We start from the raw sequence: 16,308 nt of genomic DNA on the forward strand, positions 1-16,308 counted from the left end.
AGTGAGTAGGTGCTTTCTGGATCACCTCTCCGTAGGCTTCCGGTGCATATTCCGCCCGGTCGATCGAGGAGACCATGAGGTGAATGGACAGGCGCTCGCCGGTTCCGGCGTCGGCCTGAGGCCCCTGTGGGACGACGAGATCCGGCACTGGCGGCGGTTCCCGGCCCACCAGCAGCCGGAGTGGCACGAGACGGCGGAACCCGCCGTGAAGAGCCTGACCGAACTCCCGGGACTTGTCGACGAGGACGAGGTCGACACGTTCGGCGCACTGCTCGCCGAGGCGGCCTCCGGCGCCCTCGGTGTCGTCCAGGCCGGGGACTGTGCCGAGGACCCCGGACACTGCGTACCCGAATGCCTCTCGGCCAAGGCGGAGTTGCTGCGCACCCTGGCGGCTGCGCTGACCGCCGCGACGGGCCGCGAGACCCTGACGGTCGGACGCATCGCCGGACAGTTCGCCAAGCCGCGGTCCCGGGCGACCGAAGTGGTCGACGGTGTCGCCCTGCCGTCGTTCCGCGGCCTGATGGTCAACGCCCCCGGCCCCGACCCGGCGGCCCGCAGACCGGACCCCGGACGGCTGCTCACCTGCTACGCGGCGGCCCGCACCGCGGTGGAGTTCCTGCGGGGGCACACCGCGCCGGACCAGCCGCACCGCAGGTTCTGGACCAGCCACGAGGCCCTGGTGCTCGACTACGAGCTGCCGCTCGCCCGCCGGACCCCGGACGGCCGGCTGCTGCTGACCTCCACCCACTGGCCCTGGGTGGGCGACCGCACCCGCGACCCGGAGGGCGCCCACGTGCGGCTGCTCGCGGAGGTGGCCAACCCCGTGGCGTGCAAGGTCGGCCCCACCATGACCACCGCCGCGCTGCTGCGGCTGTGCGCCCTGCTCGATCCGCACCGCACGCCGGGCCGGCTGACCCTGATCGCCCGGATGGGGCCCGGCCAGGCGGCCCGCCGGCTGCCCGGACTCGTCGCCGCCGTACGCGCCGCGGGCCACCCGGTGCTGTGGCTGTGCGACCCGCTGCACGCCAACACGATCACCGCGCCCGACGGTCTGAAGACCCGCCTCGTCGCCACGGCCGTGGCCGAGATACGGGCGTTCTGCGCCGCCGTCCAGGCGGCGGGCGGCGTGGCCGGCGGCCTGCACCTGGAGGCGACCCCCGAACCGGTCGCCGAATGCCTGTGGCACGCCTCGGAGGCACGGCCCGACGACCCTGCCGCCTACACCACACTGTGCGATCCCCGCCTCAACCGCGCCCAGGCGCTGGCCGCCGTGGAGGCGTGGCGGTACGCCGGCGCGCCCGGGACCGAGGAGGACGTCCGATGACCTCGATCGCCCCCGTCGCCCCCTACGACCTGCCCGTGGAGGCCCTCACCGGAGCCGACCGCACCGGTTGGCGTCCCGACCCGCGCCGTGCCGCGCTGCTCGTCCACGACATGCAGCGGTACTTCCTGCGCCCGTTCCGCCAGGACGTCCCGCCGCTGTCGGTGGCGCTGCCCAACGCGGTGCTGCTGCGTCAGACGTGCGCCTCGGTGGGCGTGCCCGTCCTCTACACGGCTCAGCCCGGCGGCATGACCGAGGAACAGCGCGGGCTGCTCGGCGCGTTCTGGGGTCCCGGCATGGCCGCCGCCCCCGAGGACCGGCTCGTCGTCGACGAGCTCGCACCGGCCGCGGCGGACCGGGTGCTGACCAAGTGGCGCTACAGCGCCTTCCAGCGGACCCCGCTCCTGGACCTGTTGCACGCCGCGGGCCGCGACCAGCTCATCGTCTGCGGTGTCTACGCGCACCTCGGCTGTCTGATCACCGCCGTGGACGCCTTCAGCCACGACATCCAGCCGTTCCTGGTGACCGACGCGGTGGCCGACTTCAGCGCCGAGGACCACCGCCTCGCCGTGTCGTACGCGGGCCGCGCCTGCGCGGCGACACCGACCACCAAGCAGGTCGTCGAGGACCTGCTGCGCGGGGAGGGTGCGCAGTGAGGCCGCTTCAGGCCCTGTGGCAGGGGCCGGACGTCCGTCCCTTCGCGCTGCTCCACCGTCCTGAGTCCGCGCCCGGAGTCGTCGAGGTGCTCACCGGTGACGTCACCGAACTGCGGAGCCTGGACCGACTGCCCGCACCCGACCCCCGTGGAGGCCGTCACCAGACGCTCGCGGTGCTGCCGTATCGTCAGATCGGCGAGCGGAGCTTCGCGTTCCCGGAGGACCACGCGCCGCTGCTCGCGCTGGCCGTGGACGAGCAGTGGACGCTGCCCCTTCAGGAGGCGCTGCGCCGGCTCCCCGACGAGCCGATCGCGTTGACGGACGCCGGGTTCGACGTCGACGACGACGCGTACGCGGACACGGTCCGCCGGCTGATCGCCGAGGAGATAGGGCGCGGCGAGGGCGCCAACTTCGTCGTCAAGCGCTCCTTCACCGCCCGCATCGACGGCTACTCCCCCCGGCTCGCCTGCGCCCTGCTGCGCCGGCTGCTGCTCCAGGAGGGCGGCGCCTACTGGACGTTCGCGGTGTACACGGGGGAGCACACCTTCGTGGGCGCCAGCCCCGAGCGCCACATCAGCCTGCGGGACGGTACGGCCGTCATGAATCCGATCAGCGGCACCTACCGGTTCCCCGAGGACGGTCCGAGCCTCGCCGGAACGCTGGAGTTCCTCGCCGACACCAAGGAGTCGGACGAGCTGTACATGGTGGTCGACGAGGAACTGAAGATGATGGCCTCGGTGTGCGAGGGCGGCGGCCGGGTCGTCGGCCCGCGCCTGAAGGAGATAGCGCATCTCGCGCACACCGAGTACTTCATCGAGGGCCGCTCCACGCTGCCCGTGCACGAGGTGCTGCGGCGCACGCTGTTCGCCCCGACCGTCACCGGCTCCCCGCTGGAGAGCGCCTGCCGGGCCATCGCCCGCTACGAGCCGCAGGGCCGCGGCTATTGCAGTGGCGCGCTGGCCCTGATCGGCACCGACCCGCGGGGCCTGCCGGAGCTGGATTCCGCGATCCTCATCCGTACCGCGCACATCGACCGTTCGGGCGGACTGAGCCTCGGCGTCGGCGCCACCGTCGTACGGCACTCCGACCCGGCCGCGGAGGCGGCGGAGACCCGGGCGAAGGCGGCCGGCCTGCTGCGCGCGCTACAGGGCCCGCCACCCGGGGCCGACCCGCGCGGGGCCGGCCGCCGGCCGCTGGCGGACGAGCCCGCGGTGCGCCGGGCGCTGGCGGACCGCAACACGGGGCTGGCACGGTTCTGGCTGGCCGGACAGGGCGAGGACGGTCCCCCGGCCGCCCTCCCCCGCCACCGGATCCTGGTGATCGACGCGGAGGACAGCTTCACCGCCATGCTGGCGCACCAGATCCGTACGCTGGGACCGGAGGTGGCGGTACGCCGGTTCGACGAGGCCGTCGATCCGGCCGCGTACGACCTGGTGCTGGCCGGCCCCGGTCCCGGTGATCCCCGTGACCTCGCCCATCCGAAGATCGCGGCGCTGCGTGCGACCCTGCGCGACGTGCTGGCGCGGCGTCGGCCGTTGCTCGCCGTCTGCCTCGGGCACCAGGTGCTCAGCGGGCTCCTGGGGCTGGAACTGGTCCGGCGCGAGCGCTCGAACCAGGGGCTGCGGCGGGAGATCGACCTGTTCGGCCGGCGGGTGCGGGTGGGCTTCTACAACACCTTCGCCGCCCGCGCCGGCGCCGGCACCCTGCCGCCCGGGATCCTGGACCGCTGCGTCGACGTCTGCCGGGACGAGGCGACGGGCGAGGTGCACGCCCTGCGCGCGCCCGGACTGCGTTCCTTCCAGTTCCACCCCGAATCGGTGCTCAGCACGGACGGGTTCGGCGTCCTCGCGGAAACCCTGGAGGAGTTGCTGCCGCGCCCCGTTCCGCACCCGGCCTCGTCCCCCGCGCCCGCCTCGTACGCCCTGAAGTGAGAGCAGCCCATGAGTTACCGCACGATCCTCACCCCGCATGACCGGAGCTTGGGCCTTCACCGCGTCCATGACCCGGCTGCCCGTCGCGATGGCGCCGCTGGCCATGGTCTTCCTCGGCCACGGGGCCACCGGTGGCTACTCGACGGGCAGCGTGCTGGCCGCGTTCTTCATCGCGGGTGAAGTGGTGGGCGCCTGGGCCCTGGGCACGTTCCTGCATCCGCGCCGGCTGCGCCTGCACCTGTCGACGGGGCTCGGTGTCGGAGCGGCGGCGTTCACCGCGCTCGCCCTGTGGCCCGACGCGGCGCTGCCCGTCCTCGCCGCCGCCTCGTTCGTGGCCGGCGGGGCGCCCGCCGCGAGCCCCGGCGCCCTGCGCACGCTGCTGACCTCCGTGGTGGACGACAAAGATGTCGCCCGGGCGTTCAGCGCGGACTCCATCCTCACGGAACTGGTGTGGCTCGCCGCGCCCGGCCTGGTGGTGCTGCTCGCCCTTCAGGCCGGTCCGGGCGTGCCGATGGCGGTGTGCGCGCTGTGTCTCGTGCTCGGCACGGCGATGGTGTTCACGCTGCGCTCCGCCAAGGCGGTGGAGGCGGACGCGGCCGAGGGCGGTGAACGCGCGCCCACCTCCGTGGTGCTGTCCGGCTGGCCCATCTACGTCACCAGTGCGGCGGCGATGTCCCTGATGGCCGTCTCCGAACTGGTCCTGACCCCGCTGCTGCAGTACCGCGACCTGCCGGTCGGCCTGGCCGGCGTGCTGCTGATGGTGTTCGCGGGTCTGTCGGCCCTCGGCGCCTTCGTCTACGGGCTCAGGTCCTGGCCGGGCACGGCCAGGACGCACAGTCTGGTCTGTCTGGTCGGCACCGCCGCCGGCTTCACCGTCGTGGCGCTCGTACCGGGCCTGACCGGTATCGTCGTGGGCTTCCTCGCGGCGGGCGTCCTGCAGGCCGTGGTCATGGTGACCCGCAACCTGTCGCTGCGCGAGGCGCTGCCGACCAGCGCCCACACCGCGGGCTACTCGGTGATGTACGCCGTCCAGGGCATCGGCTACTCGCTGTCGGCGGTCTTCGCCGCGGTGATGCTCGACCGGTCCACGCCCAGCGCCGCCATCCTCACCGGGGTGGCGTTCACCCTGCTGCTGACCGCGGTCAGCAGCCTGGCCGAGCGGCGCGCACAGCCCGCCACGGCACCTCTTACCGTCGAGAAGCAGTGCGAGACTCCGGAGAGCACCCCTTCATGAGGACCACGACTCCCTGGGAATCCACCGAACCGCTGCCCGAGCGAAGCACTCCCGCCGCTCTGGCCGCCGTCCCCGCCGACGGACTGCCCGGTGCGACCCGCCCGCGTCGGCGCGTCCTGGTCATCGGGGCGGGCATGGCGGGCCTGGTGGCCGGCTACGAACTGCTGCGCCGCGGGCACGAACCGCTGATCCTGGAGGCCCGCGCCCGCGTCGGCGGTCGCATCCACACCGTGCGGGACCTCGCACCGGGCCTGTACGCCGAGTTCGGCGCCATGCGCATCCCGCGCGTGCACGCGCTGACCCTGGGCTACTGCCGGGAGTTCGGCCTCGCCCTGCGGCCCGGCACCGCGCGCAACCCGAGGACGCTCGCGTACATCGGGGGCCGCCGGCTCACCCTGGAGGAGGCCGAGGCCGATCCGCGGCTGCTGCCGTTCCCGCTGGCCTCGTACGAGGCGAACCGCACCCGCGAGGAGATGTGGCGGGAGGCCACCGAGGAGATACGGGACCTCTACCAGCGTGAGGGCAGGGAGGCGCTGGAGGCGCTGGCCGCCAAGTACGACGCGTACTCGATCCGAGGCTTCCTCAAGGCGCGGGGCTGGTCGGAGGGCGCGATCGAACGCTACGCCGTGATGTCGTTCTCCGAGTCCACCCTCAACACGGCCGTCATGCAGGAGTTCCGGGAGGTGATCGGAGAGGCGTACGACGACGTGCAGGAAGTCGTCGGCGGAATGGACCGGTTGCCGATGGCCTTTTACGAACGGCTCGCGTCCCACATCCGCTTCGGAGTGGAGGTCACCGCGCTGGAACAGGACGGCACTTCGGTGACGGTGCGGACCCGGGTGGGCGGCGACCGCGTCTCCTTCACCGGTGACGAGGCCATTTGCACGCTTCCGTTCTCCGTACTGCGCGGGCTCGAGGTGAATCCCGCGTTCTCGCACGGGAAACAGAAGGCCGTACGGCAACTCCACTACGACGCCGCGACGAAGATCTTCTTCCAGGTGCGCCGCCCGTTCTGGGAGGAGACCGACGGGATTCGCGGCGGCACCACCGTGACCGACCTTCCGGTGCGCCGCGTCATTTACCCGGCCCACCCCGACTCGCCCACGTCCCGAACCGTGCTGCTGGCCAGTTACACCTGGGGGCAGGACGCCCTGCAGTGGTCGGCGATGAGCCCTGACCAGCGGGTGGAACGGGCGCTGCGCGACGTCTCCCGCATCCATCCGCACATACTGGACGAGTTCGAGGCGGGAATCAGCCACTCCTGGTACCAGGATCCCTACGCAATGGGCGCTTATGCCCTGTTCGAACCGGAGCAGCAGACCTCTCTGGCGGCCGATATCAATCGCTCCGAGGGCCGTATCCATTGCGCCGGTGAACACTGCTCGCAGTGGCCTGCCTGGATCGAGGGGGCGGTGGAATCGGGTATCCGGGCGGCCCGCCGAATACATCTCGGCCAGATTGTGTGAACAGCATACGAAAAGCGTGACCAGGCCACCTTGATCGCGATCTGTCATGCTCCCGCTACGATAAGCTCCTCACGTCTAACAGAGCTGAAACACAGCCGATGGGAGACGGGGGAAAGCGGCATGGGGACCGTCATGACCAGGGATGACGCGACGGCCGTGGTGGGACGGGTCGTGGAACTGCTCCAGGACCTGGCGGACGTTCCGATCGAGACCCTGCGCAGCATCGCCCAGGAGTCCTCGGTCACGCACGCGGTTCAGCTCACCGAAGCACTGTTGCAGTTGACCCCGTCGGGTTCGTCGGCCGGCTGGCTGCGCTGCCTGCTGTCCGAGCTGCTCTTCATCGCGGGCCGGCCCGCCGACAGCGTGGCCACCGTGGCGGCGCTGCCGCAGGGCGCGGTGGCGCCGTCCGTCGCCGGAAGTGCGGCCGTGGCCGAGGTGCTCTCCGGCGCGTTGCTGCACCCGCGCTCGGCGGAGGCTTCCGCCCGCCGGCGGCTGCGGGCGGTCGCGGGGGACATCGACCAGGATCCGGCGGCGATCGCGGCGGCCTCGGTGCTGGCGGACTGCCGGGCGCGGGCCGGGGACATGGAGGAGGCCCTTTACTGGTCACGTCTGGTGGCGCACCACGCCGACCTGGTGCCCTCCCCGTTCTGGAGCATGCACCTGCTGGTCGAGGCGGCTGCGCGGCTGGCGGACGCCGGTGAGGACGCGGAGGCGGAGACACTGGCCGAACGGGTCCCCGCGCGGTGGGACCGGGCGCCCTACCCGGGCATCGAGGCCGCCCTTGCCCGGGTGCAGGCCAAGGTGCTGATCCAGCGCGGCCTGTGGTCTCCGCTGAACAGACAGATCAATGACGCCGCGGCGGCCGCGACTCCGGAGCGGGGGGAGCGCCTGCACGCGCCGCTGCTGCTGGCGCAGTTGAGCATCGCCGCCGTGTACGCCGGCGACCTGCCCACCGCGCAGACCCGCCTCGAGGCCTGCCGGCGGCTTCTGCCGGAGCGGGGCGCCGCGGTGTGGGACGCCCGGCACGCACCCGAGGTGCCGTGGGCGGAACTGTTGTGGGAGGAGTGCGACGGCAGCTCGAAACGGGCCGTGCACCGGCTCACCCGGCTGGCCCGCGACTCACGCGCCCCGCTGGTGCGGCTCTTCGCGACGGTGCCCGGCGCGGCGGCCTGGGCGGCCCGGATCGCGGTGGACGCCGGTCAGCGCGGCCTGGCCCGCCACATCGGCGCCGTCACCGAGGACGTACGCGCCCTGCAGCCGACCCGGGCGGCCCTGTCGGCCGAGCATGTCCGGGGCGTGCTCGACCGCGACCCGGTGGCCTTGGCGAGGGCGGCGACCCAGCACCGGCACGCCTGGGCGAGGGCACGTGCGGCGAGCGATCTCGCCTCCAGCCTGGAGGACCGGGCCGGTCCTCCCCCGGCATGGCAGAGCGAGCCGGGACGGCACCGCGGCAGCTGGCATGTGGTGCCGACCGCGCAGCCCGAACGGGACGACGACGGGCAGCAGTCGGGTTGGGAGGCCCTCAGCGGGCGGGAGCAGCAGGTGGCACGGCTGGCGGCAGCGGGTCTGACGAACCGGCAGATCGCCTCGCGGGTGCACTGCTCCGTCCACACGGTCAACTTCCATCTGCGCAGCGTGTTCCGGAAGCTCAAGATCACCTCCCGGGTGGAGATCGGCCGCCATCTGGCTTCCGAGGCTCCCGCGCACCGGACGGGGTGAGCCGCGCACCGTCGGCGCCGGCCCTGTGTGGTGCTTCCGTTGCTACCGGCCGGGGCGTGGGCCGCAGAGCGCCTGGACGTCGTCGTACGACGGCGCAGTGCCTTCCGGAGCGCGCCCGGCCGCGATGTCCGCCGCCGTCTCCAGGGCAGCGCCGAGGGCGCGCCGGTAGAGGAGCGAGCCGAGGCTGACGCGGCGTACGCCGAGGTCGGCGAGGGCGGGACCGGTCGGTGAGTGAAGGACGTTGAGCGGGACCTCCACGTGCTTCACGAGGTGGGTGATCCCCGGTACGTCGACGGATTCCCCTCGGAATCGACCTCCGTGTCCACCAGCCGTCCCACCACCGTGATGCCGCGCCTCGGCAGCACGAGGGCATCACGGATACCCGTCCAGAGCATGTGCACGGTCATGGCGCCCGGCAGCGACAACAGCGGCGCGACCATCCACAGCACGCCATCGCGCTCCTTGTCCTCTACTCGGACGAAGATCACCAAGAGCACCAGTAACCAGACCCCGGCCCCGATCACGACTCCCCGCGGGAATCCGTCCAGGCGCTTAGGCTTGTCCGGCAGCGGTTCCACTCCGACCAGGCGTGAGCCGTCGCCGCGGCGTTCATCCGCGTCCCTGACCGGCATGGCCTCCGCGACCGTCGCGGCGAAGGCGCGCACCGCCGGGGGGCTGCCACTGTGCACCTCGTACGTCTGCGGGCGCGAACCGTCGGACGTCAGTATCAGAACCAGGGTCGCCCCGCGTGAGCCTCCGGCTTCCACCCGCTCGACGGCCTCCAACGGGATCCGCCGCCGGACCCCGCCACCCTCGAGCAGCAGGTCTCCGGCGCGCAGCCGCGCGGTCGTCCCCCGCCCGCGCAGCACCACGTCGGCCCGGGGCAGCGGTCTGTCGTGTTCCCCCATGTGGCGCACTGTAGCGGCCTTTGGCATCCCCCTGGCCGCCCCGCCCGTCAGGGGCGAACCCGAGGCACAGACCTGGGGCGCCCCGGTTCCGGTCGGGACGCCCCAGGGGCTTTCGGTCGGGGACTGTCGGCGAGTTCCCCGTTCGGGCGGGGCCTAACGTGAAAGACCCTCCGGTATCAGATCTTGCGCCACCAACTCGTCGCGCACCAGACCCGCGTACACAGTCGCGCCATGGACGGACGTATGCGTGTTGTCCCGCTTCTCGTCGTACAGGTAGACCGACTTGGAGCCCTCGACGCCCAGAGATTCCACCAGCGCCTTGGTCCTGTCCGTCAGGTCGATCAGCGGGACGTGCTCGGCGGCGGCCAGCGAGCGGATCACCGCGGGGTGGTCCACGCCGAGGCCGTTCACCAGCAGCGCGGTGTTGTTGTTCAGCGTACCGTCAGCATTGAACCAGCGGCGGACGATCGGCGTCACGAGCACCGGCTCGCCACCCTTGTCCCGCACGCCCGCGACGAGGGTCTCCAGGTTCGTCCGGTAGGTCGTCTCGTCGGTCTGCTTGTCGTTGTGGGCGAGTTGGACGAGGACCAGGTCGTGCGGGCGGATCAACGGCTGAACGGCCGCCCACAGTCGGGGGTTGGCGAGGTAGGTGACCGTACTCTCGCCGGAGTCGGCGTAGTTGGCGACGGCGACCCCCCTGCGGAGGTACTGCGGCAGCCGCTGGCCCCAGCCCGAGTACGGGTCGGCGGGGCTGGTCGCACACCGTCGAGTCGCCGATGAGGAAGATCCGGCGGACGTGGCCCGCCGGGGTCACGCGGATGTCCGCGAGGGCCGGGGCCGGGCCGCCGATCGTCAGGTCGAGGCCCGGGGAGCCGTCCGGGCCGGTGGGTTCGCCTTCCGGCGTACGGACGTGACACCCGGAGCACCCCCCACCTCCGAAGGAGGCATCCCCCCATGTCCGGAACCGATCCCAGACCGGTCCGTCGCCGTACCCTCGTGCTGGGCACCGCGGCCCTCGCCGGCCCGCTCGCATCCCAGGCGTCGGCCGCGAGCTTCGGCTGGAGCGACGACGGCTCGAACTACGTCGTCGACACCGGGGCCAACCTCGTCTTCAAGGTCAGCGAGACCAACGGCGACCTGACCTCGCTGGTCTACCGGGGCACCGAGTACCAGGGCTACGGGGGCAAGAACTCGCACATCGAGTCCGGCCTCGGCACCTCCACGGTCACCATCAAGCAGTCCGGCTCGACGATCCTGATCTCCGTCGCGTACGGCACGCTGCGGCACTACTACGCGGCCCGCAGCGGCGAGAACAACATCTACCTGTGGACCGACAAGGCGGACTCGTCCGTCACGGCGACCCGGTACATCGTGCGCGTCAAGGCGGGTAAGTTCCTCAACGACGAGCCCGACTCCTACACCTACGCGCCCACCACCATCGAGGCCTCGGACGTGTTCGAGAAGTCCGACGGCCAGACCCGCTCGAAGCACTACTCCAAGCGCCGGGTCATCGACTACGACTACATCGGCCGGGCGGCCGGCGGGGTCGGCCTGTGGATCGTGCGCAGCAATCACGAGAAGGCCTCCGGCGGCCCGTTCTACCGCTCCCTGTTGCGGCATCAGAGCGCGGACGGCAGCGGCCTGTACGAGATCCTGTACTACGGCGAGAACCAGACCGAGGCGGAGCGCTACGGCCTCCAGGGCCCGTACGTCATCGCCTTCACGGACGGCGCAGCGCCCTCGTCGTCGCTCTACCACGACAACCTCTCCACCTCCTCGTCGCAGTACTGGGGTTCCGCCCGGTCCTCCGACGGTTGGTTCTCGATCTCACGGGTGCTGCCGGGGACGTACACGCTGACCGTCCACAAGGGCGAACTCGCCGTGTACACCGGCTCGGTGACCGTCTCGGCGGGCGCGACGACCACCCTGAACACGATCAGCATCCCGTCCTCGAACGACCCGGGCAACGCGAGCGCGATCTGGCGGATCGGCACCTGGGACGGCACACCGAGCGGGTTCAAGAACGCGGACCTGATGGCGTACGCCCATCCGTCCGACGTGCGGGCCGCGTCCTGGACCGGCAACGTGGTGATCGGCAGCGGCAGCGAGACATCGACCTTCCCCTGCTACCTGTGGAAGGACGTCAACAGCGGACTGATCGTCTACTTCGGGCTGTCCGCGGCGCAGGCCGCTGCCGCGCACACCCTGCGGATCGGCGTGACCACGGCCTACGCGAACGGCCGGCCGCAGATCACCGTCAACAACTGGACCTCGTCGATCCCCTCGCCGCCCACCCAGCCGAGCACGCGGTCGCTGACCGTGGGCTCGTACCGGGGCAACAACTACACGTTCACCTACAGCGTTCCGGCCAGTGCCTGGCTCACGGACACCAGCCAGTGCAACGTGCTGAAGATCAACGTGGTGAGCGGCTCGGGGACGACGGGCTATCTCAGCGCGGGTACGGCGATCGACGCGATCGACCTGCTGGCCTGAGCCACGGCTGGCGTCATGTTCCGCGCACCCACTGCTGGTTGGTGGCTCCGTTAGAGGTTGACGTGCTTTCTGGCCTAAAGTCCAGGGATTCCGGCCTGGGTCGTGTGACCCTTCCGGGGGCTTCCTGCTTCAACGCGCTGTGCGGGCACGTGTGCCCGTCTTACCGGCACTCCACAGGCGTTTGGCGTCTCCACCCGTCCGGTGGGGACGGTTCGCCGGTGAAGCCCGGCGGCGGTCCGGCGTGCCGCCGCGCATGCCCGCCACGGTGGTGGGTACGACCCCTCCCGTACGGGGGCGTCGCGGAAGCGGCCGAAGAGCGAGGGGTGTCGGAAGTGATTCGAAAGCTGCAGGCGGTCGCGCTGGACTGCGCTGATCCGGTACGGCTTGCGGAGTTTTACGCGGATCTGCTCGGTGGCCGGGTGGTCGCGGACCCTGAGGAGGCCGACTGGGTCGAGGTGCACGGGTTCGAGGGGACACCGCTGGCCTGCCAGCGGGTCGACGGTTACCGACCACCCGAATGGCCCGGCCAGGAGCGCCCGCAGCAGCTCCACCTGGACTTCGACGTGGACGATCTCGACGGAGAGGAGAAGCGGGCGCTCGCCCTCGGTGCGACCGTGCTGGAGCGGACGGACCAGCTCCGCCCGGGGGCCAACTGGCGGATCTACGCGGACCCGGCCGGCCATCCGTTCTGCCTCTGCCTCCACTGAGTCCATCGGGCCCACTGTCCTGGCTCAACGGCTACCGCCGCCACACCGACTGAGCCGGCGTCCTATTCGTTTGCCGCAGGTCGGAGCGGTCGGATAGGAAGCCTTCATGCTGAAGGGCGACAAGGTCGGGCTGAGGGCCCGGCACGAGGACGACATCCCGGTCCTGCGGGCCGAGCTCTACGACGACGTGGTCAACTCCTCGCGGGCCGAAGGCGGGCCGTGGCGGCCGATCACGCCCGGCTCGAAGGATCCGCGGCTCGTGGTGGACGACAAGGAGCAGAGGCTCGTCCCGTTCTCGGTGGTGGAGCTGGACGGCGGCACGCTGGTCGGCACCGCGACGCTGTGGGGCATCGACACCCACAACCGGTCCGCGCACATCGGCCTCGGACTGCTGCCGTCCTGCCGCGGCAAGGGCTACGGCACCGACGTGGTCGCGGTGCTGTGCCACTACGGTTTCGTCGTGCGCGGCCTGCACCGGCTGCAGATAGAGACGCTGTCGGACAACGCCGCGATGCTGCGCTCCGCCGAGCGCAACGGCTTCGTCCGCGAGGGCGTGCTGCGCTCCTCGGCCTGGGTGATGGGCGAGTTCCTGAACGAGGTGCTGCTCGGGCTCCTTGCCCAGGACTGGAAGCCGGACTCGTGACGAACGACGAGTGGCCCGGCTGAAGCCGCATTTGCCCAAGGCGGGTCGGCGGGGCGGGTGTTGGAAGAGCCACCGCGGGGTGATCGGCGGGTCCGCTTCCGGAGCCGCGACGCCCGCCTGGGCTGCGGGCATCCTCGCACCCGCCCCGATCACCTCGGCGGCGACACGGCGTACAGCTCCCGCCGCAACCGCCGCTACCTGCGCAGACGCCACAGCAGACCATCCCCGAGCCGAAGGACCAGCGGGCCAGCCGCGAGCGCCGGGGCAGCAAAGCGCTCGAAAACCAGTGGAACGCCGCCGCTGTGCGCCATTACCGTGCTGCTGAGCCAAGACGTCTAGGCAAGGACGTGCCGTTGTACACCGTGTGAGACCTCCCGAGCGCTGATTGGTCGCGCGTCGCGCATGTGCGCCGCGCTTCTTTTTGCTGCGGACTTCTCACTGAAACCGGTGTACTTCTGTGCTCACAAACTGGGTGGTCATGCCCACCTGCCTGCCGCTCGTACTCCGCCGCTGCCACGCGTGCGCGTCCGAGCGCTTCCAGGCGAACGGCAAATTCCGCGTCAACGCGAACCACAAGCTCCTCGACGCCTGGCTCCTCGTGCTCTGTACCGCTTGCGGGGAAACTGCGAAGCTCACGGTCCTGGAGCGGATGAATGTGCGCTCCGTACGACCTGCGCTTCTGGACCGGCTGCATGACAACGACCCTGGCCTGGCGGCTGAGCTGCTCCAGGATCCGGTCGTGCGGCGCCGTAATCGCATCGCCCTGGACTGGGACGACGCCTGGCGCCTCGACACCGGCGGATCGGATCACCTGGACCGCGAGGTGATCGACGTCTCGGTCCGCTTCGCGGCACGGATCCCTGTCCGGCCGGTGCGACTGGTCGCTGAAGGTTGCGGTCTTCCGCGGGCCGAGGTCGAGAGGCTGATCACGGAGGGGAGACTCGTCTCGGCGGTCCGGCTGAGCAGCAAGCTCTCCGGCGACTTCACCTTCACGCTCAAGCGCTGAGCCCTCCTCGGGACCGGGGGCCTGTCCGGCAAGATCCGCCGGACAGGCCCCCGGTAGTCTTCCGACATCTCGGCTTTCGGGTCGAGCCGCCGGGGGGTCAGGCGACCTGGGCGCTGCCTCCTGAGCGTGCCGCCCGGGCTACTTCGCGTGCCGCTCGCACGTAGTCCCGTACCAGTGGCCGTCGGTCGCCGGCGCGGCGGGCCAGGGCCAGGCGGCTGGGCGACAGCCCGTCGACGGGTCGGGTGACCACCCCGCCGAGGCTGATCAGGGGAGCGTTGCCGGCCGCCACCAGGCAGACGCCGCGGCCGTCCACCAGCGCCTCGTACGTCTCGTCCGTCCCGGCGATCTCGGCGCCGATGCGCGGCGGCCGGCCGCCGCGGGCGTCCAGGGCGAGCCAGTGGTCGCGCAGCGCCCCGGCGGCGGGCGGGAGCGCCAGGAACGGCTCGTCGAGCAGATCGGCGAAGTGCACCGTCTCCCGGGCGGCCAGCGGATGCGTCTCGGGCAGGGCGACCAGCCGCGGCTCCTCGGCGACCACCACGTGGACGTACCGGTCCTGGTCCGGAACCGGCAGCCAGACGAACGCCACGTCGACCGAGCCGTCCGCCAGCCCGGCGGTCGGGTCCTCCCAGCCGATCTGCCGCAGCCGGACCGTGGCCGCCGGGTGCGCCTGCGTGAACCGGGAGCGGATCGCCGGGAGCAGTCCGCCGCGGGCGGGGCTGGTGCTCATCCCGACGACCAGGGTCGCCGCCTGCTCGGTCTTGGCGCGCTCGACCGCGCCCGCGGCCTCGTCCCACGCGGCCAGCACCCGGCGGGCGTGCGGCAGCAGCGCCTCGCCCGCCGGGGTCAGCCGTACGCCCCGCGGTTCCCGCACGAACAGCGGTGCACCCAACTGCCGCTCCAGCGCCCGGATCTGCTTGCTGAGCGCGGGCTGGGACACGTACAGCCGCTCGGCGGCCCGCGTGAAGTGCAGTTCCTCGGCGACGGCGACGAAGTACCGCAGATCCCGCCCGTGCACGTCCATTACCAACGGCTGTCACGGCGGGTCTTGGACGGGCCAACGGTTTGGCGACAGCCTTGTGAGCGGCAGGAGTTGAGGAACGCACGTCAGGAGCTGACGATGAACAAGGTATGGCTGGTGACCGGTGCGAGCAGCGGACTGGGCCGGGCGATCACCGATGCGGCGGTCGGCGCCGGGGACGTGGTGGTCGCCTCCGCCCGCCGCACCGAGGCGCTGGCGGACCTGGTCGCGGCGCACCCCGACCAGGTGGAGGCGGTGGCCCTCGACGTCACGGACACCGCCGCCGCGGAGACGGTGGTACGGGACGTGGTCGAGCGGCACGGGCGGATCGACGTCCTCGTCAACAACGCGGGCCGCACCCACGTCGGCGCGGTCGAGGAGACGACCGAAGCCGAACTGCGCTCGCTGTTCGACGTGCACTTCTTCGGGCCGGCCGCCCTGGTGCGGGCCGCACTGCCGTCCATGCGGGCCCGCCGCTCGGGGGCCATCGTGCAGATGAGCAGCATGGGCGGGCAGATGTCGGCGCCCGGCTTCTCGGCGTACAGCGCCACGAAGTTCGCCCTGGAGGGGCTGTCGGAGGCCCTCGCGCCCGAGGTGCGGCCGCTCGGCATCAAGGTGCTGATCGTGGAGCCGGGCGCCTTCCGCACCAGCCTGATGGGCAACGCCGGGGCGAGCACACGGATCGAGGACTACGCGGCGACGGTCGGCGCGACCCGGGCGATGGTGGCCGGGGGCGACGAGCAGCAACCGGGCGACCCGGCGAAGGCCGCCGCCGCGATCCTCGCCGCCCTGGAGGCCGAGGAGACGCCCCTTCGGCTGCCGCTGGGCAACGACGGAGTGGACGCGGTGCTCGGGCACCTGGACCAGGTGCGGGCGGAGATCATGGCCTGGGAGAAGGTGACGCGGGCGACGGCGTTCGACGACTGACGCCGCCCAGGCCGACGGGCCAGGCGGGAACCCCGGTTGCGGCGCCGGCCGCCGGGCCTCCTCGGCGGCGGCCCGGCGCGGCGGGGGCGCGCTCCGGGTCGGTCGCCTCGGTGGTGCTGGTGGCAGTCGTGACGCTTTCGGGTGACGGGGGACGGCCCGTGCGGGGGCGCACGGAGGGGGCGGGAAGGGCTGGATCGTAAGCCGGCATCCGCATGGTGGGCGATCTGTTCACCTACTGGACATACAAGGCCTTCGGTCGCCCTGTCGGCCACCGGTGTG

General features: G+C 71.8%; 13 protein-coding genes and 3 pseudogenes. 12 read left to right on the top strand and 4 right to left on the bottom strand.

Translation table 11 applies throughout. The annotated features are described in order from the left end of the window. The first annotated feature begins 79 nt into the window (after window positions 1-79). From AB0N14_RS15955 to AB0N14_RS15980, 6 genes are all read left to right on the top strand, one after another. Window positions 80-1,324, top strand: coding sequence for a 3-deoxy-7-phosphoheptulonate synthase (locus tag AB0N14_RS15955; RefSeq protein ID WP_366026246.1), 1,245 nt, complete (start codon window positions 80-82; stop codon window positions 1,322-1,324). Continuing rightward, window positions 1,321-1,977, top strand: a complete 657-nt coding sequence (locus tag AB0N14_RS15960; RefSeq protein ID WP_366026247.1) for an isochorismatase family protein — start codon at window positions 1,321-1,323, stop codon at window positions 1,975-1,977. The genes AB0N14_RS15955 and AB0N14_RS15960 overlap by 4 nt, the downstream gene beginning before the upstream one ends. Next, entirely contained in the window at window positions 1,974-3,908 is a 1,935-nt protein-coding gene (locus AB0N14_RS15965) for an anthranilate synthase family protein (RefSeq protein ID WP_366026248.1), read from the top strand. The genes AB0N14_RS15960 and AB0N14_RS15965 overlap by 4 nt, the downstream gene beginning before the upstream one ends. A gap of 37 nt (window positions 3,909-3,945) precedes the next feature. After that, window positions 3,946-5,142, top strand: a complete 1,197-nt coding sequence (locus AB0N14_RS15970; protein WP_366026249.1) for a hypothetical protein — start codon at window positions 3,946-3,948, stop codon at window positions 5,140-5,142. Beyond that, the gene (locus AB0N14_RS15975) at window positions 5,139-6,608 is read left to right on the top strand and encodes an FAD-dependent oxidoreductase (RefSeq protein ID WP_366026250.1); all 1,470 of its coding nucleotides are present in this window, start codon (window positions 5,139-5,141) and stop codon (window positions 6,606-6,608) included. The genes AB0N14_RS15970 and AB0N14_RS15975 overlap by 4 nt, the downstream gene beginning before the upstream one ends. Before the next feature lie 132 nt (window positions 6,609-6,740). Further along, window positions 6,741-8,327: a LuxR C-terminal-related transcriptional regulator gene (locus AB0N14_RS15980; protein ID WP_366026251.1), complete on the top strand. Its 1,587-nt coding sequence runs from the start codon at window positions 6,741-6,743 to the stop codon at window positions 8,325-8,327. Window positions 8,328-8,369: 42 nt separating this feature from the next. Here the strand turns inward: AB0N14_RS15980 and AB0N14_RS15985 are convergent. The 3 genes and pseudogenes from AB0N14_RS15985 to AB0N14_RS15995 all read right to left on the bottom strand — a co-directional run. Beyond that, a pseudogene (locus AB0N14_RS15985) lies at window positions 8,370-8,597 on the bottom strand (isocitrate lyase/phosphoenolpyruvate mutase family protein); the annotation flags it as partial. Continuing rightward, window positions 8,591-9,235 carry a hypothetical protein gene (locus AB0N14_RS15990; RefSeq protein WP_366026252.1) on the bottom strand — a complete coding sequence of 215 codons (645 nt, stop codon included), beginning with the start codon at window positions 9,233-9,235 and terminating at the stop codon, window positions 8,591-8,593. The gene AB0N14_RS15990 and the pseudogene AB0N14_RS15985, both read right to left, overlap by 7 nt. Window positions 9,236-9,388: 153 nt before the next feature. Beyond that, window positions 9,389-10,148, bottom strand: a pseudogene (locus tag AB0N14_RS15995) (rhamnogalacturonan acetylesterase); the annotation flags it as partial. A 41-nt stretch (window positions 10,149-10,189) separates the two neighbouring features. Between AB0N14_RS15995 and AB0N14_RS16000 the strand changes: the two are divergent. From AB0N14_RS16000 to AB0N14_RS16020, 5 genes and pseudogenes are all read left to right on the top strand, one after another. Beyond that, window positions 10,190-11,728 (top strand): rhamnogalacturonan lyase B N-terminal domain-containing protein, encoded by a 1,539-nt coding sequence (locus tag AB0N14_RS16000; RefSeq protein WP_366026253.1) that lies wholly within the window; start codon window positions 10,190-10,192, stop codon window positions 11,726-11,728. Window positions 11,729-12,060: 332 nt separating this feature from the next. Then, complete coding sequence (locus AB0N14_RS16005; RefSeq protein ID WP_366026254.1) at window positions 12,061-12,435, top strand: VOC family protein; 375 nt, start codon at window positions 12,061-12,063, stop codon at window positions 12,433-12,435. Window positions 12,436-12,541: 106 nt separating this feature from the next. Continuing rightward, the gene (locus AB0N14_RS16010; RefSeq protein WP_366026255.1) at window positions 12,542-13,078 is read left to right on the top strand and encodes a GNAT family protein; all 537 of its coding nucleotides are present in this window, start codon (window positions 12,542-12,544) and stop codon (window positions 13,076-13,078) included. Window positions 13,079-13,204: 126 nt separating this feature from the next. Next, window positions 13,205-13,344: pseudogene (locus AB0N14_RS16015) on the top strand (IS5/IS1182 family transposase); the annotation flags it as partial. Window positions 13,345-13,556: 212 nt separating this feature from the next. Then, the gene (locus tag AB0N14_RS16020) at window positions 13,557-14,084 is read left to right on the top strand and encodes a DUF1062 domain-containing protein (protein WP_366026256.1); all 528 of its coding nucleotides are present in this window, start codon (window positions 13,557-13,559) and stop codon (window positions 14,082-14,084) included. A gap of 97 nt (window positions 14,085-14,181) precedes the next feature. On the opposite strand, the gene AB0N14_RS16025 is transcribed toward AB0N14_RS16020, so the two are convergent. Then, entirely contained in the window at window positions 14,182-15,105 is a 924-nt protein-coding gene (locus AB0N14_RS16025) for a LysR substrate-binding domain-containing protein (protein WP_366026257.1), read from the bottom strand. 96 nt (window positions 15,106-15,201) lie between these two features. Between AB0N14_RS16025 and AB0N14_RS16030 the strand changes: the two genes are divergently transcribed. Continuing rightward, on the top strand, window positions 15,202-16,029 hold the full coding sequence (locus AB0N14_RS16030; RefSeq protein ID WP_366026258.1) for an oxidoreductase: 828 nt from the start codon (window positions 15,202-15,204) through the stop codon (window positions 16,027-16,029). Window positions 16,030-16,308 lie beyond the last annotated feature (279 nt).

The sequence above is a fragment of the Streptomyces sp. NPDC051104 genome, from assembly GCF_040682835.1.
GTDB lineage: Bacteria > Actinomycetota > Actinomycetes > Streptomycetales > Streptomycetaceae > Streptomyces > Streptomyces cynarae.